Annotated in this window: 24 protein-coding genes; 14 read left to right on the forward strand and 10 right to left on the reverse strand. The window is 67.1% G+C overall.

The genetic code is table 11. From position 1 onward, the window contains the following. The first annotated feature begins 16 nt into the window (after positions 1–16). Genes OE647_RS09090 through OE647_RS09100 form a run of 3 tightly spaced genes read left to right on the forward strand, consistent with a single transcriptional unit; the run spans position 17 to position 4,409 of the window. Complete coding sequence (locus OE647_RS09090) at positions 17–2,806, forward strand: molybdopterin oxidoreductase family protein (RefSeq protein WP_263721412.1); 2,790 nt, start codon at positions 17–19, stop codon at positions 2,804–2,806. Further along, positions 2,803–3,540: a 4Fe-4S dicluster domain-containing protein gene (locus tag OE647_RS09095; RefSeq protein ID WP_263721413.1), complete on the forward strand. Its 738-nt coding sequence runs from the start codon at positions 2,803–2,805 to the stop codon at positions 3,538–3,540. The genes OE647_RS09090 and OE647_RS09095 overlap by 4 nt, the downstream gene beginning before the upstream one ends. Further along, positions 3,540–4,409 carry a dimethyl sulfoxide reductase anchor subunit family protein gene (locus OE647_RS09100; protein WP_263721414.1) on the forward strand — a complete coding sequence of 290 codons (870 nt, stop codon included), beginning with the start codon at positions 3,540–3,542 and terminating at the stop codon, positions 4,407–4,409. Before OE647_RS09095 ends, OE647_RS09100 begins: the two co-directional genes overlap by 1 nt. Here the strand turns inward: OE647_RS09100 and OE647_RS09105 are convergent, their stop codons facing one another. After that, the gene (locus OE647_RS09105; RefSeq protein WP_263721415.1) at positions 4,410–6,074 is read right to left on the reverse strand and encodes a Na/Pi cotransporter family protein; all 1,665 of its coding nucleotides are present in this window, start codon (positions 6,072–6,074) and stop codon (positions 4,410–4,412) included. It abuts the gene before it with no gap. Between the two features lie 152 nt (positions 6,075–6,226). Between OE647_RS09105 and OE647_RS09110 the strand changes: the two genes are divergently transcribed. The 6 genes from OE647_RS09110 (at position 6,227) to OE647_RS09135 (ending at position 12,737) form a co-directional block, all read left to right on the forward strand. After that, a complete protein-coding gene (locus tag OE647_RS09110; protein ID WP_263721416.1) occupies positions 6,227–7,129 on the forward strand; it encodes a LysR family transcriptional regulator in 903 nt (300 codons plus the stop codon). Positions 7,130–7,293: 164 nt separating this feature from the next. After that, positions 7,294–8,448: an ABC transporter substrate-binding protein gene (locus OE647_RS09115; protein WP_263721417.1), complete on the forward strand. Its 1,155-nt coding sequence runs from the start codon at positions 7,294–7,296 to the stop codon at positions 8,446–8,448. A gap of 112 nt (positions 8,449–8,560) precedes the next feature. Then, positions 8,561–9,553, forward strand: coding sequence for an ABC transporter ATP-binding protein (locus OE647_RS09120; protein WP_263721418.1), 993 nt, complete (start codon positions 8,561–8,563; stop codon positions 9,551–9,553). Next, on the forward strand, positions 9,553–10,485 hold the full coding sequence (locus OE647_RS09125; protein WP_263721419.1) for an ABC transporter permease: 933 nt from the start codon (positions 9,553–9,555) through the stop codon (positions 10,483–10,485). Before OE647_RS09120 ends, OE647_RS09125 begins: the two co-directional genes overlap by 1 nt. After that, on the forward strand, positions 10,475–11,284 hold the full coding sequence (locus tag OE647_RS09130) for an ABC transporter permease (RefSeq protein WP_263721420.1): 810 nt from the start codon (positions 10,475–10,477) through the stop codon (positions 11,282–11,284). The genes OE647_RS09125 and OE647_RS09130 overlap by 11 nt, the downstream gene beginning before the upstream one ends. A gap of 25 nt (positions 11,285–11,309) precedes the next feature. Next, entirely contained in the window at positions 11,310–12,737 is a 1,428-nt protein-coding gene (locus OE647_RS09135) for a gamma-aminobutyraldehyde dehydrogenase (RefSeq protein ID WP_412174939.1), read from the forward strand. Positions 12,738–12,830: 93 nt separating this feature from the next. Here OE647_RS09135 and OE647_RS09140 read toward each other — a convergent pair whose 3' ends face one another. From OE647_RS09140 to OE647_RS09170, 7 genes are read right to left on the reverse strand one after another with little or no spacing between them, the layout of a single operon-like run. Then, positions 12,831–13,523, reverse strand: coding sequence for a sirohydrochlorin chelatase (locus OE647_RS09140; protein WP_263721422.1), 693 nt, complete (start codon positions 13,521–13,523; stop codon positions 12,831–12,833). 57 nt (positions 13,524–13,580) lie between these two features. Beyond that, entirely contained in the window at positions 13,581–14,636 is a 1,056-nt protein-coding gene (gene modC, locus OE647_RS09145) for a molybdenum ABC transporter ATP-binding protein (RefSeq protein WP_263721423.1), read from the reverse strand. After that, positions 14,633–15,304, reverse strand: a complete 672-nt coding sequence (gene modB, locus OE647_RS09150) for a molybdate ABC transporter permease subunit (protein ID WP_263721424.1) — start codon at positions 15,302–15,304, stop codon at positions 14,633–14,635. Before modB ends, modC begins: the two co-directional genes overlap by 4 nt. Beyond that, the gene (modA, locus tag OE647_RS09155) at positions 15,301–16,035 is read right to left on the reverse strand and encodes a molybdate ABC transporter substrate-binding protein (protein WP_263721425.1); all 735 of its coding nucleotides are present in this window, start codon (positions 16,033–16,035) and stop codon (positions 15,301–15,303) included. Before modA ends, modB begins: the two co-directional genes overlap by 4 nt. Before the next feature lie 58 nt (positions 16,036–16,093). Further along, complete coding sequence (locus OE647_RS09160; RefSeq protein WP_263721426.1) at positions 16,094–16,468, reverse strand: winged helix-turn-helix domain-containing protein; 375 nt, start codon at positions 16,466–16,468, stop codon at positions 16,094–16,096. Positions 16,469–16,527: 59 nt separating this feature from the next. After that, the gene (locus OE647_RS09165) at positions 16,528–17,934 is read right to left on the reverse strand and encodes an amidase (protein ID WP_263721427.1); all 1,407 of its coding nucleotides are present in this window, start codon (positions 17,932–17,934) and stop codon (positions 16,528–16,530) included. 4 nt (positions 17,935–17,938) lie between these two features. After that, the gene (locus tag OE647_RS09170; RefSeq protein ID WP_263721428.1) at positions 17,939–19,378 is read right to left on the reverse strand and encodes an amidase; all 1,440 of its coding nucleotides are present in this window, start codon (positions 19,376–19,378) and stop codon (positions 17,939–17,941) included. A gap of 193 nt (positions 19,379–19,571) precedes the next feature. Here OE647_RS09170 and OE647_RS09175 point away from each other — a divergent pair, with 193 nt between their 5' ends. The 5 genes from OE647_RS09175 to OE647_RS09195 all read left to right on the forward strand — a co-directional run bounded on the left by OE647_RS09175 (position 19,572) and on the right by OE647_RS09195 (position 22,934). Next, positions 19,572–20,207 (forward strand): ATP-dependent Clp protease proteolytic subunit, encoded by a 636-nt coding sequence (locus OE647_RS09175; RefSeq protein ID WP_263721429.1) that lies wholly within the window; start codon positions 19,572–19,574, stop codon positions 20,205–20,207. A 129-nt stretch (positions 20,208–20,336) separates the two neighbouring features. Beyond that, positions 20,337–21,602: an ATP-dependent Clp protease ATP-binding subunit ClpX gene (gene clpX, locus OE647_RS09180; protein ID WP_263721430.1), complete on the forward strand. Its 1,266-nt coding sequence runs from the start codon at positions 20,337–20,339 to the stop codon at positions 21,600–21,602. 120 nt (positions 21,603–21,722) lie between these two features. Further along, complete coding sequence (locus OE647_RS09185; RefSeq protein ID WP_263721431.1) at positions 21,723–22,097, forward strand: NADH:ubiquinone oxidoreductase subunit NDUFA12; 375 nt, start codon at positions 21,723–21,725, stop codon at positions 22,095–22,097. 1 nt (position 22,098) lies between these two features. Continuing rightward, entirely contained in the window at positions 22,099–22,566 is a 468-nt protein-coding gene (mlaD, locus tag OE647_RS09190; protein WP_263721432.1) for an outer membrane lipid asymmetry maintenance protein MlaD, read from the forward strand. Continuing rightward, a complete protein-coding gene (locus OE647_RS09195) occupies positions 22,563–22,934 on the forward strand; it encodes a DUF2155 domain-containing protein (RefSeq protein ID WP_263721433.1) in 372 nt (123 codons plus the stop codon). The genes mlaD and OE647_RS09195 overlap by 4 nt, the downstream gene beginning before the upstream one ends. On the opposite strand, the gene aat is transcribed toward OE647_RS09195, so the two are convergent. Next, positions 22,880–23,530: a leucyl/phenylalanyl-tRNA--protein transferase gene (gene aat / locus OE647_RS09200; RefSeq protein WP_263721434.1), complete on the reverse strand. Its 651-nt coding sequence runs from the start codon at positions 23,528–23,530 to the stop codon at positions 22,880–22,882. The two genes, OE647_RS09195 and aat, sit on opposite strands and share 55 nt — an antisense overlap. 52 nt (positions 23,531–23,582) lie before the next feature. After that, the gene (accC, locus tag OE647_RS09205) at positions 23,583–24,935 is read right to left on the reverse strand and encodes an acetyl-CoA carboxylase biotin carboxylase subunit (protein WP_263721435.1); all 1,353 of its coding nucleotides are present in this window, start codon (positions 24,933–24,935) and stop codon (positions 23,583–23,585) included. Positions 24,936–24,941 lie beyond the last annotated feature (6 nt).

The following is a 24,941-nucleotide window of genomic DNA, read 5'->3' on the forward strand; positions in this document are numbered from 1 at the left end:
AGGGGGGACAACAAATATGACGCGGCACGAACCGAGACTGGAGACCTCGCCCAAGGTATCGGACGAGGTCCGGCGGACGACCTGCTACATGTGCGCCTGCCGCTGCGGCATCAACGTGCACCTGAAGTCGGGCAAGGTCAGCTACATCGAGGGCAACCGCGATCACCCGGTCAACAAGGGTGTTCTTTGCGCGAAGGGATCCTCCGGGATCATGCAGGTGACCGCCCCTTCGCGGCTGGAAAAACCGCTGCGCCGGGTGGGTCCCCGCGGCTCCGGCGCCTTCGAGGAGATCAGCTGGGACGAGGCGCTGGGCATCGCGACCCAGTGGCTGGCGCCCCTGCGCGCGACCGCGCCGGAAAAGTTCGCCTTCTTCACCGGGCGCGACCAGTCGCAAAGCTTCACGAGTTTCTGGGCGCAGGCCTTCGGGACGCCCAACTATGCGGCCCATGGCGGGTTCTGCTCGGTCAACATGGCCGCGGCGGGCATCTACACCATGGGGGGCGCATTCTGGGAATTCGGCCAGCCCGATTGGGACAGGACGCGGCTTTTCGTGCTGTTCGGGGTCGCGGAGGATCATGACAGCAACCCGATCAAGATGGGGATCGGCAAGGTCAAGGCGCGGGGCGGGCGGATCATCGGGGTGAACCCGATCCGCACCGGCTACAACGCGGTGGCCGATGACTGGATCGGCATCACGCCCGGCACCGATGGTCTGCTGATCCTGTCGCTGATCCACGAACTGCTGCGGGCGGGGAAGGTCGATCTCGATTACCTCGCGCGGTGGACCAACGCCGCCTGCCTGATCGACGAGACCGAGGGGGAGGAAAAGGGCCTCTTGCTGCGCGACGACCTGGGCAAGCCCTTCGTCATCGACCGGCGGACCGGGGATGCGGTGCCTTATGACACGGCGGGCGTCCGCCCGGATCTGGGTGCCACGCATCGCGGCTGCCGGACCGTGTTCCAGCACATGGCGGAACGCTACCTGGACCCGGAATACGCGCCCGAGGCGGTCGCGGCGCGCTGCGGTGTTTCCGCCGCGCGCATCCGGTCGCTCGCGGCCGAGATCGCGGAGGTCGCGTTCAACCAGACGATCGAGATCGACCAAAGCTGGACCGATTTCCGCGGCGAGACGCATGAGAAGATGGTGGGCCGCCCGGTCAGCTTCCACGCGATGCGCGGGATATCCGCGCATTCCAACGGATTTCAGACCGCGCGCGCGCTGCACGTCCTTCAGATCCTTCTTGGCACGGTCGAGGTGCCGGGCGGCTTCCGCTTCAAGCCACCCTATCCCAAGCCCGCCCACGCGCATCCGACGCCGCATAGCTACTATATGGCGGGGCGGCCGCTCGACGGGCCGCACCTGGGCTTCCCGCATGGGCCCGAGCATCTGGCGCTGAAGCTCGACGACCAGAGCCCAGCTCGGATCGACAAGGGCTTTACCTGGGAAAACCCGCTGTCGGCGCATGGCCTGATGCACATGGTGATCCCGAACGCGGTGGCGGGCGATCCCTACCGCATCGACACGCTGATGCTCTACATGGCGAACATGTCCTGGAACTCCTCCATGAACACGAAGGAGGTGATGGGCATGCTGACCCGGAAGGACGGGAACGGCGAATATATGATCCCGCGCATCATCTATTCGGATGCCTATGCCTCGGAGATGGTCGCCTATGCCGACCTGATCCTGCCGGACACGACCTATCTTGAGCGTCACGACTGCATCAGCCTGCTGGACCGCCCGATCTGCGAGGCAGACCATGCCGCCGATGCGATCCGCTGGCCGGTGGTGGAGCCCGACCGCGACGTGCGCGGCTTCCAGTCGGTTCTGGTGGACCTTGCCGGGCGGCTCGGGCTTCCGGGGTTCGTCACGGATGACGGGCGGCGCAAGTACCGCGACTATGCGGACTACATCGTCAACCACCAGCGCCGGCCGGGCGTGGGGCCTCTGTTCGGCTTCCGCGGCCATGGCAAGGACGTGGGGCGCGGCGCGCCCAACCCGAACCAGATCAACGCCTATATCAGCAATGGCGGTTTCTTCGCCGCCGAGGTTCCGGACGCGGCCAAGTTCTTCAAGCCCTGGAACCGCGCCTATCAGGACTGGGCGGTCAGCATGGGCTTCTACGACACGCCCCAGCCCTATCTGTTCCAGATCTATTGCGAGCCCATGCGCCGCTTCCAGCTTGCTGCGGAAGGGTATCACGAACGCCAGCCGCCCGATCATCTGCGCGACCGCATCAAGGCGACGATGGACCCGCTGCCGATCTGGTACGAACCCTTCGGCGAAGAGGGCGCCACGGGCTACCCACTGCATGCGCTGACCCAGCGCCCGATGGCGATGTATCATTCCTGGGGGTCGCAGAACGCCTGGCTGAGGCAGATCCACGGCGAAAACCCGCTCTACGTCCCGACGAACGTCTGGGAGGCGGAGGGCTTCAAGGACGGCGACTGGGCGCGGCTGAGTTCGCCCAACGGCGCGATCGTGGTGCCGGTCGCGCATATGGCGGCGCTGAACGGGGACACGGTCTGGACTTGGAACGCGATCGGCAAGCGCAAGGGGGCCTGGGCGCTGGACCCGGCGGCGCCCGAGGCGACGAAGGGTTTCCTGCTGAACCACCTGATTTCAGAGCTTCTGCCCGACCGCGGCGATGGGTATCGCTGGTCGAACTCTGACCCGATCACCGGGCAGGCGGCCTGGTTCGACCTGCGGGTCCGGATCGAGCGTGTCGATCCGCCGGATCAGGCGCAGCCCGCCTTCCCGCCCATCCCCTCCCCCGTTCCCCCGGCGAAGAGGAACCGGCCATGACGACGCTTCCGCCCCCGTCCGAAAAAAAGCTCGGTCTTGTCATCGATCTTGATACCTGCGTGGGCTGCCACGCCTGCGTAACCGCCTGCAAGGGATGGAACGATCAGGGCTACGGCGCGCCACTGTCCGACCAGGACGCCTGGGGGCCCGCGCCCTCGGGCACCTTCCTGAACCGCGTCCACAGCTACGAGGTCACGCCCGAGGCCGGTGTCGCGCAACTGGTCCATTTTCCCAAGTCCTGCCTGCACTGCGAGAACGCGCCTTGCGTGACGGTCTGCCCGACCGGGGCCAGCTACAAGCGGGCCGAGGACGGGATCGTCCTTGTCAACGAAAGCGCCTGCATCGGCTGCGGGCTTTGCGCCTGGGCCTGCCCATATGGCGCGCGGGAGCTGGACCAGGCGGCGGGGGTGATGAAGAAGTGCACCCTTTGCGTGGACCGCATCTACAACGAGAACCTGCCAGAGGTGGACCGTATCCCTGCCTGCGTGCGCACCTGCCCGGCGGGCGCGCGTCATTTCGGCGACCTGGGCGATCCCGACAGCGCGGTCAGCCAACTGGTCGCGGAACGCGGCGGGATCGAGCTGATGCCCGAGCAGGGCACGAAGCCCGTCAACCGCTACCTGCCGCCACGCCCCAAGGACCGGCTGGAAGAAACCGCCCCCCTGGCCCCCCTGCTTGACATTAAGGCCACCGGTTTCGCCGGATGGCTCGACCGACTTCTGGACCGTATCTGATGCATCCCGCGCCTTCTGTCATCCTTTTCACCGTCCTCTCCGGCATGGGCTTCGGGCTTCTGGCAACGCTGGGCTTCGGGCTGTTGCCCGTGACCGGCTGGGCGGCGCTCCTGTTCTACGGCGTGGGCTATGCGCTTGCCGTGGCGGGCCTGCTTGCCTCGACCTTTCACCTTGGAAACCCGCAGCGCGCGCTGCGCGCCTTCACCCAGTGGCGCAGCAGTTGGCTTTCACGAGAGGGCTGGGCCTCTGTCGCCTCGCTCCTGCTCATGGCGCCGGTCGCGGCGGGGGCGGTGTTCATGGGGCGGCTGATGCCTGTCCTCGGTGGACTTGCTGCGGTGCTGTGCCTTGTCACGGTGCTGACGACCTCGATGATCTACGCGCAGTTGAAGACCGTGCCGCGCTGGAACCACTGGACGACGCCGGCGCTTTTCTTCGGCCACGCGGTCGCGGGCGGCGCGCTTCTGGCCGGTCTTGGCAACGCGCCGGTCCTGCTGCTGCTCCTGGGGCTTTTCATGGCGCTCAGCTTCCGGACCGGCGACCGCCGCTTTGCCGATCGGGGCCATACCCTTGCGACCGCGACCGGCCTGAGGGGGGGGGCGGTGCGCTCCTTTGCGCCGCCGCATACAGGCACGAACTACCTGATGCGCGAAATGATCCACGTCGTCGGGCGCAAGCATGCGCTGAAGCTGCGGGTGATTGCGCTGCTTTGCGTCTCCGTCCTGCCGGCGCTGGTGCTGCTGGCGCTGCCGTCCGGGCTTGTCGCCATCGCGCTCGCGGCCGCGCTGCACCTCGCGGGCGCGCTGGTCGGGCGCTGGCTGTTCTTCGCCGAGGCCGAACATGTCGTCGGTCTTTATTACGGGCGGCGGTGATCAGCCCCGGTGGGGCTTTGCCAGCCGGCTGGACAGGAGGTCGCCTGTCTCCGACAGGATCGGATAGGCGACCATCGAAAAGGCGGTGTTGATCTGCTTGAGCGCGCGCAGCGTTTCCTGGTGGATGTTCGAGGTCTCGATGCTTTCGACCCGGCCCATCTTCAGCCGGTCGAGATGCGAACGTTGCAGGTCCTGTTCCAGTGCGCGGACATGCTCCTTTTCCTCCACCAAGGCGCGCGCGGCATCGGGGTTCAGCGTCATCAGGACGTTGAGCGCCGATTGCGCGTTCGACAGAACCCGGTCGTGGAAGTCGCGGACCTCTTTCCGTCCGGTTTCGGAAAAGGCGGTGCCGCTGTCGTTGAGCCGCTTGGCCAGGCCCACCATCGACCGCGCGATGGCATCGCCCGCGCTTTCGAGGTTCACCGCCATATTGGCAAGTTCCAGCCCCTTGTGGGTGACGTCTTCCTCCGCATGGGTGCGGTTGAGCTTGGCGAGGTACAGCTTCGTTTCGAAATGCATCTTGTCGATCTCGGCCTCTTTCGCCGTGATCGCCTCGGCGACCTGATCGTCCCAGCGGTCGTAAAGCCCGATGACCGAACGCAGCATCGCCTCGATCCCTTCGCCCATCTGCAGGATCTCGCGCGAGGCGCAGGCGAGCGCGCGGTCGGGATTGGTGAGCGCCGCCGCGTCGAGCGCGCTGACGCGCGAAAGGATCGCCGGGGTGGCCGGGACACTGACCAGCTTGCGCGCCGCGCCAAGGACCGGCCCCGTGATCGGCAGCGACAGCAGCGCCAGGACGAGGTTGAAAGCCAGGTGCAGGTTGATCACCTGGCGCGCAGGTGTCGCTCCCAACAGGTCCGGTGTCATCGCCCCCGCCGACAGCGCGGCCAGCGCGAGGGCCGCCCCGCCGCCGCGTAGCGCAAGATTTGCGACGACGATCCGGCGCGCCTCGATCTCGGCGCTCAGCGTCAGGACAAAGGCGATGAGCGCGCCGCCGAGGTTGGCGCCCAGCACCATGGCCATGCCCGCCGGAACGGGCAGAACCCCTTCGGCAGCGAGCGTGACGAACAGCAGGACCGCCGCGACGGAGGAGTGAACCGCCCAGGCAAAAAGCGCGCCGATGGCAAAGGCGGTGATCGGATCGCCGCCCAGGTAGCGCATCGCGGCCACCAGCGCGGGCGCGTCGCGCAAGGGTTCGGTCGCGTCGCGGATCATGCCCAGCGATACGAAGACGAGCGCGAGCCCGATCAGCACGCGCCCCGCCTGGCGGTATTCCCGCCGCTCGGCCTTGAGAAACAGGCCAACCCCCGCCACCAGCAAGAGCGGCACGGCCCAGTCTGCACGCGACAGAAGGATCTGCGCGACGATCGCCGACCCTACATCCGCGCCCAGAAGGATCGCCAGGCCCGCGGTCGCCGCCAGCGTCCCTGCCGCCACGAAGTTCGAGGTCAGGATCGCCACGGCGGTAGAGCTTTGCAGCAGGATCGCCGCCACCATCCCCGACACCGCCGCCACCCAGCGCGTCTCGCCCCCGTGCCGCAGCCAGCGCCGCAATTGCACGGACCAGCCTCTTTCCACCCCCGTTCTCACGAGGCGGACCGCCCAGATAAGCAGCGCCGCCGCGCCCGCGACATGCAAGACGAAGAGAAGGGGGGAGTTTTCCAAGTTGGCTAACCTCGCTCGGCTTACACGCTCGCCGTTACAATTCCGTCATGAAACCGTCACAAAACTCCGGCGAACGCAAGGGGCCGACGGGCGAATGGGCATTGACCAACCGAGGCGGACGACGCCTGATGCCATCAGTACAGGAGTTGGCCTTGGCATTCACCCTCAGGCAGTTGCAATTTTTTGTTGCTGCGGCCGAACGTGGCAGCGTGTCGGGGGCGGCGCGCGCGCTGTCGATTTCCCAGTCCTCGGTCACCGAGGCAATCCAGTCGCTGGAGGACGACCTGGGCGTCGTGCTGTTCGAGCGGCGGGCGCGGGGGCTGGACCTCACGCACAAGGGCTCGCTTTTCCTGCGCCATGCGACCCAAATCCTCGGCGACGTCTCGACCGCGCGGATGGCCTTCCGCGAGGAAATCAGCAGCGTTTCGGGGCGGCTTTCGCTGGGCGTCACCTCGCTTGTCGCGGGCTATGTGCTCTCCGACATCCTGTCGCGGTTCCGCCGCGCCTGGCCGCAGGTGGAGCTTTCGGCGATCGAGGATAACGGCGACTATCTTCAGCACCTGCTGATCGGGGGCGAACTGGACGTGGCGGTCATGCTCAGCTCGACCATCCGCGACCGGGCCGCGCTTCAGGTCGAATCCCTGCTGGTCTCGCCCTACCGGCTCTGGCTGCCGCTCGGCCACCGGCTGGCCGATGCCGAGGCGATCACGCTGGACGATCTGGCGGGGGAGCAGCTGATCGTCCTGACGGTGGACGAGATCGAGGAATCGACCCGCCGCCTGATGGGGGCGCTATCGGTCAAGCCCGACATCGCCTTCCGCACCCGCTCGGTCGAGGCGGTGCGCTCGCTGGTCGCAACGGGGGCAGGCGTGGCGCTGCTGCCGTCGCTCGTCTACCGGCCCTGGTCGCTGGAGGGCGACCGGATCGAGATCCGCGATGTCTCGGGCGATCTGCCGTCGGTGCAGGTGGGGCTGGTCTGGCGCAAGGGCGCGCCGCTTTCCTCCGTCGCCCGCAATTTCATTCGCGCCGCGCAAGGGGCGGTGCCAGAGCGCTAGATCTATCGGTTTTACCGATACCACCTTTCTGCCTTTTGATATTGAGAATGATCGGGGCGCGGCGCAGTCTTCGGATGACGCGCTGCACGCCGGGTCCTTCCGGTTGCCGACAAGCGTGGATTGAAACCACGCGGGCGCGCCCGAAACTCAACCGGAGGACCATCATGACGAAACTTCTGATTTCCACCACGGCGATGGCGATGGTCGCCGCCAACGTCGCCGCCGCGGACATGATGACCGCGCTGGGCACGCCGGAGGGGCAGGTCGATATCGTGGCCTGGCCCGGCTATATCGAGCGCGGCGAAACCGATCCCGCCTTCGACTGGGTGACCAAGTTCGAGGCAGCCTCGGGCTGCAAGGTCAACGTCAAGACCGCCAATACCTCGGACGAGATGGTGGCGCTGATGAACGAAGGGGGCTTCGACCTCGTGACGGCCTCGGGCGACGCCTCGTTGCGCCTGGTCGCGGGCGGCCGGGTCCAGCCCATCAACATTGACCTGATCCCGTCCTGGGCCTCGGTCGATGACCGGCTGAAGGATGCGCCCTGGCACACGGTGGACGGCGCCCATTACGGCACGCCCTACATGTGGGGGCCGAACGTGCTGATGTACAATACCACCGTCTTCCCCGAGCCGCCGACCTCCTGGTCGGTCGTCTTCGAGGAGCAGGCCCTGCCCGACGGTCAGTCCAACAAGGGCCGTGTTCAGGCCTATGACGGCCCGATTCACGTGGCCGACGCCGCCCAGTACCTGATGGCGCACAAGCCCGAGCTTGGCATCACCTCGCCCTATGAGCTGAACGAGGATCAGTATGCCGCGGCACTCAACCTGCTTCGGGGTCAGCGCGAGTTGGTCAGCCGCTACTGGCACGACGCCTTCATCCAGATGGATGACTTCAAGAACGAGGGCGTCGTCGCCTCGGGCTCCTGGCCGTTCCAGGTCAACCTGCTGGCGGCCGAGGGCCAGCCCATCGCCTCGACCATCCCCTCCGAAGGGGCGACCGGCTGGGCCGACACCACGATGATGCATGTGAATGCGGCCCATCCGACCTGTTCCTACCTGTGGATGGAACATACCCTGTCGTCCAACCTGCAATCGGATCTATCGGTCTGGTTCGGCGCGGTGCCCTCGGTTCCGGCGGCCTGCACCGACGGGCGCGGGATGCAGAACCAGGAGGGCTGCGATGCGAACGGCCTTGCCGATTTTGAGAAGATCCACTTCTGGACGACGCCGGTTGCGAATTGCAGCCAGGGGGAAGGCGCCTGCGTTCCCTATTACCGTTGGGTATCCGACTATATCGGCGTGATCGGCGGTCGATAGGACCATACCCCTTCTCCGGCACCGGGGAAGGGGCGCCCCTGCGCCCGGGACCGTCGCACCCCTCCTCCGCCTGCGGGGGAGGGTATAGCCAACACTTTCCTTCCGTGATCTCATGACCGCTGCCGTCGAATTCCTGAACGTCTCGCGCCACTTCGGCACCGTCCGCGCCGTGGATCGCGTCGACCTCTCCATCGCTGAGGGGTCCTTCTTCGCCATGCTGGGGCCCTCGGGGTCGGGCAAGACGACCTGCCTGAGGCTGATATCGGGGTTCGAGAAGCCCACCGCCGGCACGATCCGCATCTTCGGCGAGGACATGGGCGAGGTGCCGCCGAACCGGCGCCATGTGAACACCGTCTTTCAGGATTACGCGCTCTTTCCCCACATGAACGTGCGCGACAACGTGGCCTATGGGCTGATGGTGCGGGGCGTGGACCGCCGCAGCCGCCGCGACAAGGCCGAGGAGATGCTGTCGCTGGTGAAGCTCGACGGCTTCGGCGACCGCAAGCCCGCGCAGCTTTCGGGCGGGCAGCGGCAGCGCGTGGCGCTGGCGCGCGCGCTGGTCAACGAACCGCGCGTGCTGCTTCTGGATGAGCCGCTGGGGGCACTCGACCTCAAGCTGCGCGAGGCCATGCAGGATGAGCTGAAGGCGCTGCAACGGCGCTTGGGTATCACCTTCGTATTCGTCACCCACGACCAGGGCGAGGCGCTGTCCATGGCCGACCGTGTCGCCGTCTTCAACGAAGGGCGGATTGCCCAGGTCGGAACCCCGTCCGAGGTCTACGACCGCCCCGCGACCCGTTTCGTCGCCGATTTTGTCGGATCGTCGAACGTCCTGCCGCCGGACCTGACCCGCAGCTTCGGCGGGCCTGAGTGCTGGGCGAGCCTGCGCCCCGAAGCCATCCGTTTTGCCCCGGCCGCCGAGGCGCGCGCAACGGGGCGCGTGAGCGCCCTGCGCTATCTCGGTTCCGGGACGCGCGTGGCGCTTGAGGCCGGAGGGCAGGAGATCGCGGTCCTGGTGCCTGCGGGCAACCCCCTTCCCGCTGTCGGGGACCGCGCGGGCCTGACATGGGACAGCGATGCGCTGCACCTGATGGAGGGCGCGTGATGGAAAGCGCCCATCCCGCGCGCGGCGCCTTTGACCGCATGACCGCGCTTTTCTGGCGCCGCCCGAAGCTTCTGACCGCGCTGCTGATCGCGCCGCCGCTTTTATGGCTTGGGGTGGTCTATGTCGGCTCTCTCGCGGCGCTGCTGCTGCAAAGCTTCTACTCGATTGACGAATTCTCGGGCATCGTCGTGCCGGAATTCACGCTCAAGACCTATGCCGAGCTGCTGATCCCGTCGAATTACGACGTGATCGTGCGCACCGTGACGATGGCCGCCGCCGTCACGCTCGCCTCTGTCGCGATCGCCTTTCCGGTGGCCTTTTTCGCGGCCCGCCACGCCAAGGGGCGCTGGAAGGCGGTGTTCTACCTGGGCGTCATGCTGCCGCTCTGGTCGTCCTACCTGGTCAAGGTCTACGCTTGGAAGCTGATCCTGGCGAAGGAGGGGATCATCACCTGGGCGGCCGAGGGGATCGGCGCGGGCAACGTCCTGGGCGCGGTGCTTGCCATTCCGGTGATCGGCGGCAACTCGCTTTCCACCTCCTACATCGGGACGTTCCTGGTCTTCGTCTACGTCTGGTTGCCCTACATGATCCTGCCGATGCAGGCTTCGCTGGAACGTGTGCCGACCTCAATGCTGGAGGCGTCGGCCGACCTTGGTGCGCGCGGCTGGCGGACCTTCCGCAGCGTGATCCTGCCCTTGGCATTGCCGGGGGTGATCGCGGGGTCGATCTTCACCTTCTCGCTCACGCTCGGGGATTACATCATCCCCCAGATCATCGGGTCGAGCCGCTTCTTCATCGGCCAGGCGGTCTATTCGCTGCAAGGGACGGCGGGGAACATCCCGCTCGCGGCGGCCTTCGCGGTCGTGCCCATCGTGATCATGCTAGTCTACCTGGCGGTCGCGCGGAAGATGGGGGCCTTCGATGCACTCTGACGCCCGCCCGCCGCTCGGCCTGACCATCGGTGCGATCCTGGGGCTCCTGTTCCTGCACCTGCCGATCCTTCTGATCTTCCTCTACGCCTTCACGACCGAGGATCGCAGCTACCAGTTTCCGCCCCCGGGGCTGACGACGAAATGGTTCGCCGTCGCCTGGAACCGGGAGGATATCTGGCCGCCGCTTTACCTGTCGCTGCGGGTCGCTGCGATATCCTCGGGCATGGCGCTGGTCCTCGGGACGCTCTGCGCGGCGGCGATGGCGCGCGCGCGGTTCTTCGGGCGTGACACGATCTCGCTCCTGGTCATCCTGCCCATTGCGCTTCCGGGGATCATCACGGGGATGTCACTCCGGTCTGCCTTCGCGGTCGCCGACATCCCGTTTTCGACCTGGACCATCGTTCTGGGGCACGCGACCTTCTGCATCGTCATCGTCTACAACAACGCCGTCGCGCGTTTCCGGCGGCTGGGGGCGTCGATGCTGGAGGCCTCGGCCGACCTAGGCGCCAACAGCTTCCAGACCTTCCGCCATGTGATCCTGCCCAATCTTGGCTCAGCGCTTCTGGCGGGCGGGATGCTCGCCTTCGCGCTCTCTTTCGATGAGGTGATCGTGACGACCTTCACGGCGGGCCAGCAATCGACCCTGCCGATCTGGATGCTGAACGAGCTGGTCCGCCCGCGCCAGCGGCCGGTCACCAACGTGGTTGCGATCGTGGTCTTCACCGCGACCTTCCTGCCGATCCTGGCGGCCTACTACCTGACCCGTGGCGGCGAAGAGACCGCCGGCGGCGGCAAATGAAAGGAACCGTGGAATGACCCTGCACATCGACACCGCCCTGCTGATCGGTGACGCGTTCGAGGGCGGGCAGGAGCGCGCCGAAAAGGTGCTGAACCCGCGGACCGGCGCGCTGATCCTTGAGGTGCCGGAGGCCTCGACCGACCAGGTCGACCGCGCCGTGGCCGCCGCCCGGCGGGCGTTCGACGGCTGGTCGCGCACGACGCCGGGCGACCGCGCGGCGGCGCTACTGAGGATCGCCGACCGGATCGAGGCCGCGGCGGAGGACTTCGCCGCGCTTGAGGCGCTCAATTGCGGCAAGCCGATCAACGCGGCCCGTGGCGACGAATTGCCCGCCGTGGTCGATTGCTTCCGCTTTTTCGCGGGCGCGGTGCGCTGCCAGCACGGGACGGCGGCGGGGGAATACCTTGCGGGGCACACCTCGATGATCCGGCGCGACGCAGTGGGCGTGATCGCCTCCATCGCGCCCTGGAACTATCCGCTGATGATGATGGCCTGGAAGCTCTGCCCGGCGGTCGCGGGCGGCAACACCGTGGTCTTCAAGCCCTCCGAGCAGACCCCGCTGACCGCGCTGAAGCTTGCGCGCATCCTGGCGGAGGAACTGCCGCCGGGCGTGGTCAATGTCACGCCGGGCCGGGGCGAGACGGTGGGAAGCTACCTCATCAACCACCCGGGCATCGACATGATCAGCCTGACGGGGGATGTGGCCACGGGGCGCAAGATGCTGGACGCCGCAGCGAAGTCGGTGAAGCGCACGCATCTTGAACTGGGTGGCAAGGCGCCGGTCGTGGTCTTCGATGACGCCGACCTGCCGTCGGTGGTGGAGGGCATCCGCGCCTTCGGCTTTTACAACGCCGGGCAGGACTGCACCGCCGCCTGCCGCATCTACGCGGGCCGCAAGATCTACGACAATCTCGTCGCGGACCTGAGCGCGGCGGTCTCCTCGATCGAGCTTGGCAATGCCGACGATACCACGAACGAGATCGGGCCGCTCATCAGCCTGCGCCAACGCGACCGCGTCGCGAGCTTCGTCGAGCGGGCGCGGGAACTGGACCATGTGGAGGTCACCGCGGGCGGCGCGCTTCTGGGCAACGAGGGCTTCTACTACAAGCCAACCGTCATCGCCGGCGCGCGGCAACAGGACGAGATCGTCCGGCGCGAGGTCTTCGGCCCGGTCGTCTCCGTCACGCCGTTCTCGGATGCCGAGGAGGCGGTCGCCTGGGCGAATGACAGCGACTATGGGCTCGCCTCCTCCGTGTGGACAAGGGATGTCGGCCGGGCGATGGCGACCGCCGCGCGCCTGCGCTACGGCTGCACCTGGGTGAATACCCACTTCATGCTGGCAAGCGAAATGCCCCACGGCGGGCTGAAACAGTCAGGATACGGCAAGGACCTGTCGTCTTTTGCGCTGGAAGACTACACTGTAGTAAGGCATGTAATGCTCAAGCACGGCTGAGACCTTTCTGGCCGCTGCGGGACGCCGAAGGGACGCTGCAGCCGCGCACCCTCGGCCAGGGGCGCGTTGCGGTGGAGCCGACGCGCCCCGACCCTAACCGGCGATGGCCCGCGCGATGAGATCCGGCACCTCTGCGTGGACGCCGAGCGGCGGAAGACACGGCCCCTGAAACCCCGCAGTGTCGAGTGCGGTCGGGACATCCGCCACAACGTGACCCCAGCGCGCCACGAAAAGCGGCAGGCAAAGCGCCTGTGGCCCGGTTTCCTTCGCGGCGTCTTCCAGAAGCGGGGGCTCCTCGATGAACCCAAGCCGGCAGTCGCGCAGGGGTAGTGCTGCCAAGATGGCCTGCCGGATGCGCTCTGCGGCCTCGGCGGGCGCGCGGCTGCGGCCCGATCCATGCGCGGCCAGCAGCAGCGTGCTGTCCTCAGCCCGCCAGCCTTGGTTCGCGATGGCCTCGCGCGCGATCCTGACGGCGAGCGTGGCGGCGTCGGGCACGAGGCCGAAGGCGGGCAGCGCGGTGAAGTCCCGCATGCCAGCGGCGGCCAGACGGCGGGGCAGTTCGACCTTGGTGAACCAGCCGTCCGACATGAAGAAGGGGAAGACGCGGGGCGTTTCGAGGCCCCCTAACGCGGCGTCCAGAGCGCCCGGCGCGGCCAGCGTCGCGCCACGGATGCGCCAATCCGGCAGGCGGGCGGCGACGGCCATTACGATGCGCGCCAGATCCTGTTCTGCCGGGGCAGGGTCGGAGGGTTGGCCATGCGCGACGATCAGGGCGGAACGGGACATGCCCCCTGTGCTAGCCGACCCCGTGCGGGCCGTAAAGCGCCGCCTTTGGCATTCCTGTCACTCCCGCGCGAGCGCGACCGATTTCAGGATGGCGTGGCAGGCCCGCCCCGGCACCAGGTCCAGCGCCCGTACGGAGCGGAGCGTCACGCGTGAACGCACCATGCTGCCCCCCAGGTCCAGCGTCACGTCGCAGGCGGCCGGTCCCGCCGCGACAACGCCACGCACGATGGCGGGCAGGACGTTCAGCGCCGAAAGCGCCTCTGGCCGGGGCAGGGCGATCATCACGTCGCGGGCACGCACGAAGACGCGCACGTCGGTGCCCGGCGGCCCCAGGGGTTCGGGCGACAGGATCTCTCCGCCCGGGAAGCCAAGACGGCAAAGCCCGTCCCCGGTCATTCCGATGATGCGGGCGGCGATCAGCGATCCGGGCTCTTCGCCCCCGAAAGCCGCTGCGGCGGCGCTGTCGGCAAAGACCTCTTCCGCGGGGCCGAAGCTGGCCAATCGGCCCTCGGCAAGGGCCAGGACATGGGTCGCAAGGCGGGCGACCTCGCCCACAGAGTGGCTCACGTAAAGGATGGGAAGGCCAAGCCGGTCGCGCAGATCCTCGACCACGGGCAGGATCTCGGCCCGCCGGGTCTGGTCCAGTGCGGCAAGCGGCTCGTCCATCAGGATCAGCCGGGGCCGCGTCAGCAGCGCCCGGGCCAGCGCGACGCGCTGCGCCTCCCCCCCGGAAAGACCGGCGGTGCGGCGGGCGAGCAGCGGTTCAAGCCCGAGGTCGCGCACGACGGGGGCGATCTCGGCCCCGCTGCGCCGCGCGGCGTAGGCCAGATTGCCGCGCACGTCGAGATGGGCGAAAAGTCGTGGTTCCTGAAAGACGCTGGCGACGCGGCGGCGATGGGGTGGCACGAAATGCCCCGCGTCGGACCAGACCTCGCCCCCGAAGGCGATGCGCCCCTCTGCCCGCTCGAACCCCGCCACCAGTCGCAGGAGCGTGGACTTGCCTGCCCCGGAAGGCCCGAAAACGGCCGTCAGGCCCGACGCGGGCAGATCTGCCCGGACCGAAAGCGCAAAGCCGGCACGGTCGTGGCGGATGTCGAGATCAAGCCCCGTCATCCCCGCGCCTCGCGCCGGTTCGTGCGGAACAGAAGGTAAAGCGCGACGAAGGAGAGCGCCACGAGCAGGGCCGACATCCCGTGCGCGGCGGGGTAGTCCAGCACCTCGACCCGTTCGTAGATGGCGATGGCGATGGTCTTGGTCTGGCCCGGGATATTGCCGCCGACCATCAGCACGACACCGAATTCGCCCAGCGTATGGGCAAAGGACAGCACCGCTGCCGCCAGATAACCCCGGCGCGCCAGCGGGATGCCGACGCTCAGGAACGCATCAAGCGGGCTGGCCCCGCAGCTTGCCGCCGCCTCGATCGGTTTGCGCCCGACCTCGGCAAAGGCAGCCTGAAGCGGCTGGACCGCGAAGGGCAGCGAATAGATCAGCGAGGCCACGACCAGGCCTGCGAAGGAGAAGGTCAGGCTGGTCCCCGTCGCCGCCATCCAGAGCCCGCCCAGAGGGGTCGAGGGGTTCAGGGCGACCAGCAGGTAGAAGCCCAGAACCGTCGGCGGAAGCACAAGCGGCAGGGCTGTCACCGCCTCCACCAGGGGCCGCAGGCGGCTTCGGCTATGCGCGAGCCACCAGGCGAGTGGTGTTGCCACCAGCATCAGGATCGCCGTGACGAGCCCGGCAAGCCGCAGCGTCAGCCAGAAGGGCGTAAGGTCGGCGAGGCTCATGGCAGCACCCCGTAGCCGGCGGCGGTGATCACGGCTTTGGCCTCTGCACTGGCGAGATATTCCAGGAAACCGGTTGCGGCGGCGTTGTCCGCGCCATGGGCCAGCAGCACCGCATCCTGCCGGATGGGGTCGTGGAGCGTATCGGGTACGGGCCAGAGTGTTCCTGCAGGCGCGACGGGGTGGGTGGCACTCGCCGCGACGAAGCCCGCATCCGCCGCCCCGGTGTGCACCAGTGCGAAGGTCTGGCCGATATTCTCACCCTGCACGAGCTTGCCCGCGACCAGCGGGGCAAGCCCCAGCGCATCGATCGCCTGCGCCGCGGCGAGTCCGTAGGGCGCGAGGTCGGGGTTCGCGATGGCGACGTGGCGGGCGGCGGCCAGGATCGCGGCGGGCTCTGCCGGCAGGTTGGTGTCGGGCGCCCAGAGGACCAGATCGCCCGTGGCGTAGGTGACGCGGCTTTCAGCCTCGGCCAGCCCTGCTGCGATCAACCGCTCTGGCGCGGCGGCGTCAGCCGAAAGGAAAAGGTCGAAGGGCGCACCGTTGGAAATCTGCGCCGCGAGCTTGCCCGTCGCGCCCCCGACCAGCACGATCTCCTGCCCCGAGACGGTCGCGTAGGCTGCGCCCAGGGCTTGGGCCACGTTAAGGAAATTCGTGGCGACCGCGACGGTGGCGGTTTCGGCCCAGGCGGGAAGGGCGGCAAAATGCAGGGCAAGCGCGAGAACGAGTCGCATGGCAGACCTTCGTTATGTCTGATCGGAGATAACGGGTCTTCTCGCTGCCTGGCAAGCGTTATTTCTTGTCGGCCATATCGAAAAGCCGCAACAGCTCGGCCTCCTCCGCCTCGACCGCGCGTTCGGCATGGGACTGCATCGCGCGGAAGAGGCGCAGAACCTCTTGCCCCGTTTCGGTCAGTTCCGCGCCGCCATGCCCGGCCCCGCCACGGCTCGATGCGACAAGGGGGGCGGCGAACATGGTGTTGAGGACCTCGACAAGCCCCCAGGCGCGCTTGTAGCTCATGCCCAGCCGACGGCCCGCGGCCGAGATCGAGCCGGTTTCGACGATCCCTTGCAAAAGGTCGGCCTTGCCGGGGCCAAGCCAGCTTCCGTCGGGCAGCACGAAGCGCAGCTTCAGCCCCTGTTTCGGTGATTTCGCGCGTCCGGTCATGCCTGTCCTTCCAGCCTGCGCGCGATCATAGGCGCCGGGCAGCCGGGGCGGAAGCATCCTTAGGCCGCAGGTGGTCGCCGCGCGGGCCAGTCGGTCGCCTGGTGATAGGCCTGCCCCAGCGCGAGGACCGCCGCGTCCGCGCCATGCGGTCCGATCAGTTGAAGCCCTGTCGGCAGGCCGCCTGCGCCGAAACCGGCCGGAACGCAGAGCGACGGCAGGCCGATCAGGCTGACCGGGATCACCACCTCCATCCAGCGGTGATAGGTATCCATCTTGCGGCCGGCGACCTCCTGCGGCCAGCGCCAGTCGGCGGGGAAAGGCCAGACCTGCGCCGCGGGGAGCGCCATGGCATCATAACGGGCGAAGAGGCGATGGGCGGCGGCGTACCATTCCGACCGCGCCACGCTGGCCGCGTAAACCGCCTCCGGCGCAAGTCCGAGCCCCTGCTCGATCTCCCAGACCGCCTCGGGCTTCAGGGCCGCGCGCTTGGCCGGGTCGTCGTAGAGCGCGCGCATGGCGTTGCTGTTGAGCATCGCCCGAAGGCGCACCCAGGCGTCCCAGATCCGCTCTGCCGGGAAGGGGGGCGAAAGGCGTTCGACGATGGCGCCCTGCTCCTCCAGCACCCCCAGCGCGGATTCGCAGGCCTCAAGAATCCCGGGTTCGGTCGCATAAGCACCGCCCCAGTCCGCGAGCCAACCGATCCGCTTGCCCTTGACGGGGCGTTCGAGCCGGTCGGCGAAACTTTCCTGCGGCAGGCCGAAAGGGGTTTCGGCATGGGGCCCGGAGATCACCTCCAGCAGCCGGGCGAGGTCCTCGATGGTGCGCGCCATCGGACCGGCGGTCGAAATCGTGGTCAAGAAGGTGTCGCCAATGGCGTCCTGCGGGACGCGTCCGAAGCTGGGACGGAACCCATATACGTTGCAGAAAGCTGCGGGGTTGCGCAGCGATCCCATGGTGTCGGAGCCATCGGCGACGGGCACCAGCCGCGTGGCCAGTGCCGCCGCCGCCCCGCCCGAGGAACCGCCCGCGCTTCGCGTCCGGTCATAGGGGTTCAGCGTCGTGCCGAACACCGGGTTGAAGCTGTGCGAGCCGAGTCCCCACTCCGGGACGTTGGTCTTGCCGATGAAGACGGCGCCCGCGGCCCGGATTCGCGCGGCCAGCAGGTCGTCCGTCTCCGAGACATGGTCCCTGAAGATCGGGGACCCCTGCGTCGTGGGCATCCCCCTCGTCTCGACCAGTTCTTTGGTCGCGAAGGGTATCCCGTGCAACCAGCCCTTGCGGGGCGCTTCGTCGGCCGCGCGCGCCTCTGCCATCAGCTCGTCGCGCGGGCGCAGCGAGACGAGGGCGTTGATGGCGGGATTCACGGCCTCGATCCGGTCGAGGAAGGCCGCCATCACCTCCGCCGCGGAAATGTCGCGGGCGGCCAGGCGGGAGGAAAGTTCGGTGGCGGTCAGGTCTGTCAGCATCGGGTCACACATGGATCGGGGGGCGGCGGTGGGCCCAGGGGCGGGCGGCTTCCAGTTCGGCGCAAAGCGCCATCAGTTCCTCGTCCGCGCCAAACCGGGCGGCGAGGTGAATGCCGATGGGCAGCCCCGCGCCGTTCCAGAAAAGCGGCACCGAGGCCGCCGGCTGGCCCGAGGCATTGAAGGCCGCGCAGAAGGGCGAATAGTCGAAGACCATGCCGGGGCCGGTGCGGAAATGCACGAAGTCACGGTCGGTATGGGCGAAACGTCCGATCGCCGCCGGGGGCTCGGCAAGCGTCGCGGTCAGGAGGATGTCCCAAGGCTGGAAGAAGGCGGCAAGCTGGCGACCGAAGGCGTGGACCTTTCCGACCGCCGCGAGGTAGTCCGCCCCCGAGACGGTCGCGGCATGGTCGATCGCGCCGAGCGCAACGTTCTCGACCTCTTCCGCTTCCAGCGGGCGTCCGCGCGCGGTACATTTCGCGCGGATCGACAGCGCGGTGCCGCAGGCGACGATATCGGTCCAGGCGCGCATCATTCCGGCAATGTCGGCGGTGGGCCGGGCGGGTTCGACATGATGGCCAAGGCCCTCCAGAAGCTGCGCGGCGTCATGGACGGCGGCGCGGCAGTCGGTGTGGATCGGTCGACCGTCCAGCATGGTGTCGCATAGCGCCACGCGCAACCGGCGCGGCGGCCGCGCGATCGCCGCGACATGCCCCGCGCCCAGGGGCGGGGCCCAGTAGGGGGCACCAGGATCGGCCCCGGCACAAGCGTCATGAAAGGCCGCCGCATCGCGGACCGAGCGGGTGAGGAACCCGTCGATCGCCATCCCCGCCCAGCCCTCGCCGGTGTAGGGGCCGTCGGGGAAGCGGGCCCGCGTCGCCTTGAACCCGAACAGCCCGCAAGAGGAGGCCGGGATGCGCACCGATCCGCCCCCGTCCGATCCATGCGCGACCGGGACGATTCCCGCGGCGACGGCGGCCCCGGCCCCGCCCGATGATCCGCCCGGCGTGCGCGCGAGATCCCAAGGGTTGCGCGTCGGGCCGCCATAGACCGCCGATTCTGTCGCCGGCCCGACGCCCCCTTCGGGCGCGGTCGTGCGGCCGAAGGTGACAACGCCGGTTGCGCGAATGCGGTCCCAGATCGCGCTGTCGACGGGATAACGCGTGTCGGAAAACAGGCGTGATCCGTTGTGCGACGGAAAATCCACCGCTTCGCAGCCCAGGTCCTTGAGAAGGAACGGCACGCCCCGGAACGATCCCTCGGGCAGCCCCTTGCGGATCGCCTCGCGGGCCGCGCCCTCCTGCACCAGAACCACCGCGTTGAGCGCGGGGTTGAGCCTTTCGGCCGCATCCAGGGCGGTGTCGAGCAGTTCCCCGGCCGTCACCTCCCCCGCCGCCACAAGGGCGGAGAGTGCGGTCGCATCCTGCGCGGCGTAGTCGTCAAGCATCGGGTCCCCCGGGTTGGCGCAGGCGCAGAGTGGCGTCAATTCGCGCCGAAGGCCAGAGGGCCGAAACGTAGGGCACAACTTCTTCGCGGCCCACCCGGACCGCCAGCCCTTGCAGCCCCCGGCACGCGCCACTAAGACTCGGTCAAGGATTTCAGGACAAGACTTCCCCCGGGAACAGCGAGAGGCAGGACGGATGAAGGACCCCATTGATCTTTACATGAATACGCTCGTGCCGATGGTCGTCGAACAGACCTCGCGCGGGGAGCGGGCCTATGACATCTACTCCCGCCTGCTGAAGGAGCGGATCATCTTCCTTTCGGGTCCCGTGCATGACGGCATGTCGACGCTGATCTGCGCGCAGCTGCTGTTCCTTGAGGCGGAAAACCCCTCGAAGGAAATCGCGATGTACATCAACTCGCCCGGCGGCGTGGTGACCAGCGGCCTTTCGATCTACGACACGATGCAATACATCCGGCCCAAGGTTTCGACCCTGGTGATCGGGCAGGCGGCCTCCATGGGCTCGCTGCTGCTCACTGCCGGCGAAAAGGGCATGCGCTTCTCGCTCCCGAACAGCCGGGTCATGGTGCACCAGCCCTCGGGCGGCTACCAGGGTCAGGCGACGGATATCATGATCCACGCGCAGGAAACCCAGAAGCTGAAGAACCGCCTGAACGAGATCTACCACCACCACACCGGCAAGCCGGTGAAGGATGTCGAGGCGGCGCTGGAGCGCGACAACTTCATGTCGCCCGAGGAAGCCAAGGACTGGGGCCTGATCGACGAGATCCTGGCCAGCCGCGACAAGGGAACGGACGAACCGAAGTCGTGACATTGTTTCCTGTCCCGGGGACAGGAAGGGCGATTTCGCATTGTGATGATGGTGGGGCTGGCCTACTCTTAAAGAACAGGGCAGCTTCTGGATGACACGGCAAGCCCGGCTGGGCCTCAGAGGATGACGATGGCGAACAATTCAGGCGGCGAAAGCAAGAACACCCTCTACTGTTCGTTCTGCGGGAAATCGCAGCACGAGGTGCGCAAGCTGATCGCAGGCCCCACCGTATTCATTTGCGATGAATGCGTCGAACTTTGCATGGACATCATCCGCGAGGAATCGAAGGCCACCGGGCTGAAATCCTCGGACGGGGTGCCGACGCCGCGCGACATCTGCAAGGTGCTGGACGATTACGTGATCGGCCAGGAACATGCCAAGCGCGTTCTTTCGGTCGCGGTTCACAACCATTACAAGCGCCTCGCCCATGCCGCGAAATCGGCTGATATCGAGCTGGCGAAGTCGAACATCCTGCTGATCGGGCCGACGGGCTGCGGCAAGACGCTGTTGGCCCAGACGCTCGCCCGTATCCTCGACGTGCCCTTCACGATGGCCGACGCGACGACCCTGACCGAGGCGGGCTATGTCGGGGAGGATGTCGAAAACATCATCCTGAAGCTCTTGCAGGCCTCCGAATACAATGTCGAACGCGCGCAGCGCGGCATCGTCTACATCGACGAGGTCGACAAGATCACGCGCAAGTCGGACAACCCCTCGATCACCCGCGACGTGTCGGGCGAGGGCGTGCAGCAGGCGCTCCTGAAGATCATGGAGGGCACGGTCGCCTCCGTTCCGCCGCAGGGCGGGCGCAAGCATCCGCAGCAGGAATTCCTGCAAGTGGACACGACGAATATCCTCTTCATCTGCGGCGGTGCCTTCGCCGGCCTTGAGAAGATCATCGCTCAGCGCGGCAAGGGGACTGCGATCGGCTTCGGCGCCGAGGTCAAGGACCCCGAGGCGCGCGGCGCGGGCGAGCTTTTCATGGAGCTTGAGCCCGAGGATCTGCTCAAGTTCGGCCTGATCCCTGAATTCGTCGGCCGTCTGCCGGTGATTGCGACCCTGACCGACCTCGATGAGGCGGCGTTGGTCACCATCCTGACGGAGCCGAAGAACGCGCTGGTCAAGCAGTACCAGCGGCTCTTCGATATTGAGGGCGTGAAGCTGACCTTCACGACCGATGCGCTTTCCGCCATCGCCAAACGTGCGATCAAGCGCAAGACCGGCGCGCGGGGCCTGCGCTCGATCATGGAGGACATCCTGCTCGACACCATGTTCGAACTGCCGGGTATGGCGTCGGTCGAAGAGGTCGTGGTGAACGAGGACGCCGTGGACAAGGGCGCGAAGCCGCTCCTGATCCATTCGGAGCCTAAGAAAGGGTCGGCGTCGGCTGGCTGATGTCGGTAGGGCGCCCGCCCGCCGGCTAGGGTCGGCGGGCACAGTGCGATGCGTCTCCTTGGCTCTGGACCTCGCCGTGCCCTGCGCTATAAGGGGGCAGGTCATCCCGGAGGTTTCCCGATGAAATTGCTGCTGCGTCTCTTGACCTGGTGGAACAGCCAGACGCTCAACACGCAAATCTACACCTGGCGCAAGGGCGTGAAGGTGGGCGAGGATGCCGAGGGCAACGTCTTTTACCAGACCCGCGACGGCAAGCGCCGCTGGGTGATCTACAATGGCGAGTCGGAGGCGAGCCGCGTGTCGCCCGACTGGCATGGCTGGCTGCACCACACCTGGGACCAGCCGCCAACGGAAAAGGCGCTGGCGCACAAGACCTGGGAAAAGCCGCATCAGGAAAACCTGACGGGCACCGAGGCCGCCTACGCGCCGCCGGGCTCTCTGCGTCACGCCGCCAAGGCCGAACGCCGGGATTACGAGGCCTGGGTGCCCGAATAACATGGCCGAGAACACCGCAGAGGTTCTGACCGGCGCCGCCGTACTGGCTGCTGCCCTTGGGTTTCTGGTCTATGCCGGCCAGGGCAGCGGGCTTGCACCGGCCAGCGGCAGTTATGAGCTCAAGGCCAGCTTCCGCTCGGTCGAGGGAATTACCGTTGGCACCGATGTGCGCCTGGCAGGCGTGAAGGTCGGCACCGTGACGAGCCTGGCGCTGAACCCGCAGACCTTCTTCGCGGACGCGACGATCTCGGTCAAAGACGGCATCCTGCTGCCCGACGACAGTGCGATCCTGATCAGCGCCGAGGGACTTCTGGGCGGCTCCTTCGTCGAGCTTCAGCCCGGCGGCAGCTTCGAAAATCTCGCCCCCGGTGCCGAGATCGAGGATACGCAAGGCGCCGTCAGCGTCGTCAACCTTCTGTCCAAGTTCGTCGGCAGCGGTTCGGGCGGCGATACGGAGACGGCACCGTGAGGCATAGCCTCGCCCTTCTTTGCCTGCTCGCCCAACCCGCCCTCGCGCAGGAGGCGACAGATTCCCCCGGTGCGATTATTCGTGCCCTCGACAAGGTGTCGGGTCTGACCCAGGACATCGAGGTCCACAACGGCGAAAGCGCCTTCTTCGGCCGGATCGAAATCACCTTGGGCGACTGCCGTTATCCGACCGACGACCCGACCTCGGATGCCTTCGCGCATCTGAAGGTTTTCGACACCACCGCGCAACTCACCGCCTTCGACGGCTGGATGGTGGCGTCGAGCCCGGCGCTCTCGGCGCTGGACCATCCGCGCTATGATGTGTGGTTGCTGCGCTGCCTCATTCCTGCGACGAGCTCCGACGGCTGAGGCGTCGCGGGCGCGGTGAAGTCCAACCCGCTTTGCAGCGCATCCCGCAGCCGCTGCCGGTATTCGGCGCGCGGGATTTCCACCGCGCCAAGCGATGCAAGGTGCGCCGTCAGGAACTGCGTGTCGAACAGCTTGAAGCCCGCCTGGTTCAGGCGGTCGATCAGATAGGCCAGCGCGATCTTTGAGCCGCCGGTTCGCGCCGAGAACATGCTTTCGCCGAAAAAGGCCCGTCCCAGCGCCACGCCAAAGACCCCGCCGACCAGGGTGCCGTCCTCCCAGACCTCCAGGCTATGCGCATAACCAGAGTCGTGGAGCCGCGAGTAGAGTTGGAGGAGATCCGCGTTGATCCATGTCTCGGCCCTGTCGGCGCAGGCCCTCACCACGGCTCGAAAAGCGGAATCTGTTCGAATTGTATAATTCGCCTGTAGGATCTGCCGGCGCAGGGACCTCGAAATGTGGAAGCCGTCCAAGGGGAAGATGCCGCGTTGAACTGGGTCCACCCAGTGGAGTGTCTCCGTGTGGCGCCCTTCCGCCATGGGGAAGATGCCGCGTGCGTATCCGGCAAGCAACATCGCGGGTGTTACCGTCCAGCCCATCTCGCACCGTTCGAGAGAAAGAAGAAAGTCCGGGGCTGCCCCCGGACTTTCGTCAGCCGTAATGCGCGGCCAGCCACTTTTCCAGCCAATGGATCGAATAATCGCCCTTCTGGATGTCGGTCTCCGCCAGCAGGGCGTGGAACAGGGGCACCGTTGTCTCGACGCCCTGGCCATCGACGATCAGCTCCGACAGGGCGCGTTTCAGGCGCGCCAGCGCCTCCGACCGGTCGCGGCCGTGAACGATCAACTTGCCGATCAGGCTGTCGTAGTAGGAGGGGATCGTGTAGCCGTCGTAAAGCGCGGAATCCATGCGGACGCCCAGCCCGCCGGGCGCGTGGAACTGCGTCACCTTGCCCGGGCGCGGTGCAAATTCCGGCACTTTCTCGGCGTTGATCCGGACCTCGATCGCGTGGCCGCGGACCTTGAGGTCCTGCTGCCGCAACTCCATCGGCAGACCGGCCGCGACGCGGATCTGTTCGCGCACCAGATCCACGTCGAAGATCGCCTCGGTCACCGGGTGTTCCACCTGAAGGCGCGTGTTCATCTCGATGAAGTAGAACTCGCCGTCCTCGTAGAGGAACTCGATCGTGCCCGCGCCGATGTAGTTGATCTGGGCCACGGCGTCGGCACAGATCTGGCCGATCCGGGCGCGGGTCTCGGCGTCGATCACCGGGCCCGGCGCTTCCTCGAACACCTTCTGGTGGCGGCGCTGAAGCGAGCAGTCGCGCTCGCCCAGATGCACCGCGTGGCCCTTGCCGTCGCCAAAGACCTGGATCTCGATGTGCCGGGGCTTTTGCAGGTATTTCTCGATGTAGACTTCGTCATTGCCGAAGGCGGCTTTCGCCTCGCTCCGCGCGGTGCGGAAGGCGACCTCAAGCTCTTCTTCCGACCGCGCGACCTTCATGCCCCGCCCGCCGCCGCCGGCGGTGGCCTTGATGATCACCGGATAACCGATCTCTGCCGCGACCTTCTTGGCGGCGGGGGTATCCGCCACCCCGCCGTCCGAGCCTGGCACGACCGGGATGCCCAGCCGCTTGGCGGTATCCTTGGCGGTGATCTTGTCGCCCATGATGCGGATATGTTCCGCAGAGGGGCCGATGAAGGTGATGCCGTGGTCCTCCAGAACCTGAACGAAGGCCGCGTTCTCGGACAGGAAGCCATAGCCCGGGTGGATCGCCTGGGCGCCCGTGATCTCGCAGGCGGAGACGATCGCCGGGATCGAAAGGTAGCTTTGCGAGGACGGGTTCGGCCCGATGCAGACGCTTTCGTCGGCCATGCGCACATGCATCGCGTCGGCGTCGGCGACGGAGTGGACGGCGACCGACTTGATCCCCATTTCCTTGCAGGCGCGGATGACGCGAAGCGCGATCTCGCCGCGGTTGGCGATCAGGATTTTATCGAACATCGCCGC

The organism is Albidovulum sediminicola (assembly GCF_025751575.1).
GTDB classification, from domain to species: domain Bacteria; phylum Pseudomonadota; class Alphaproteobacteria; order Rhodobacterales; family Rhodobacteraceae; genus Albidovulum; species Albidovulum sediminicola.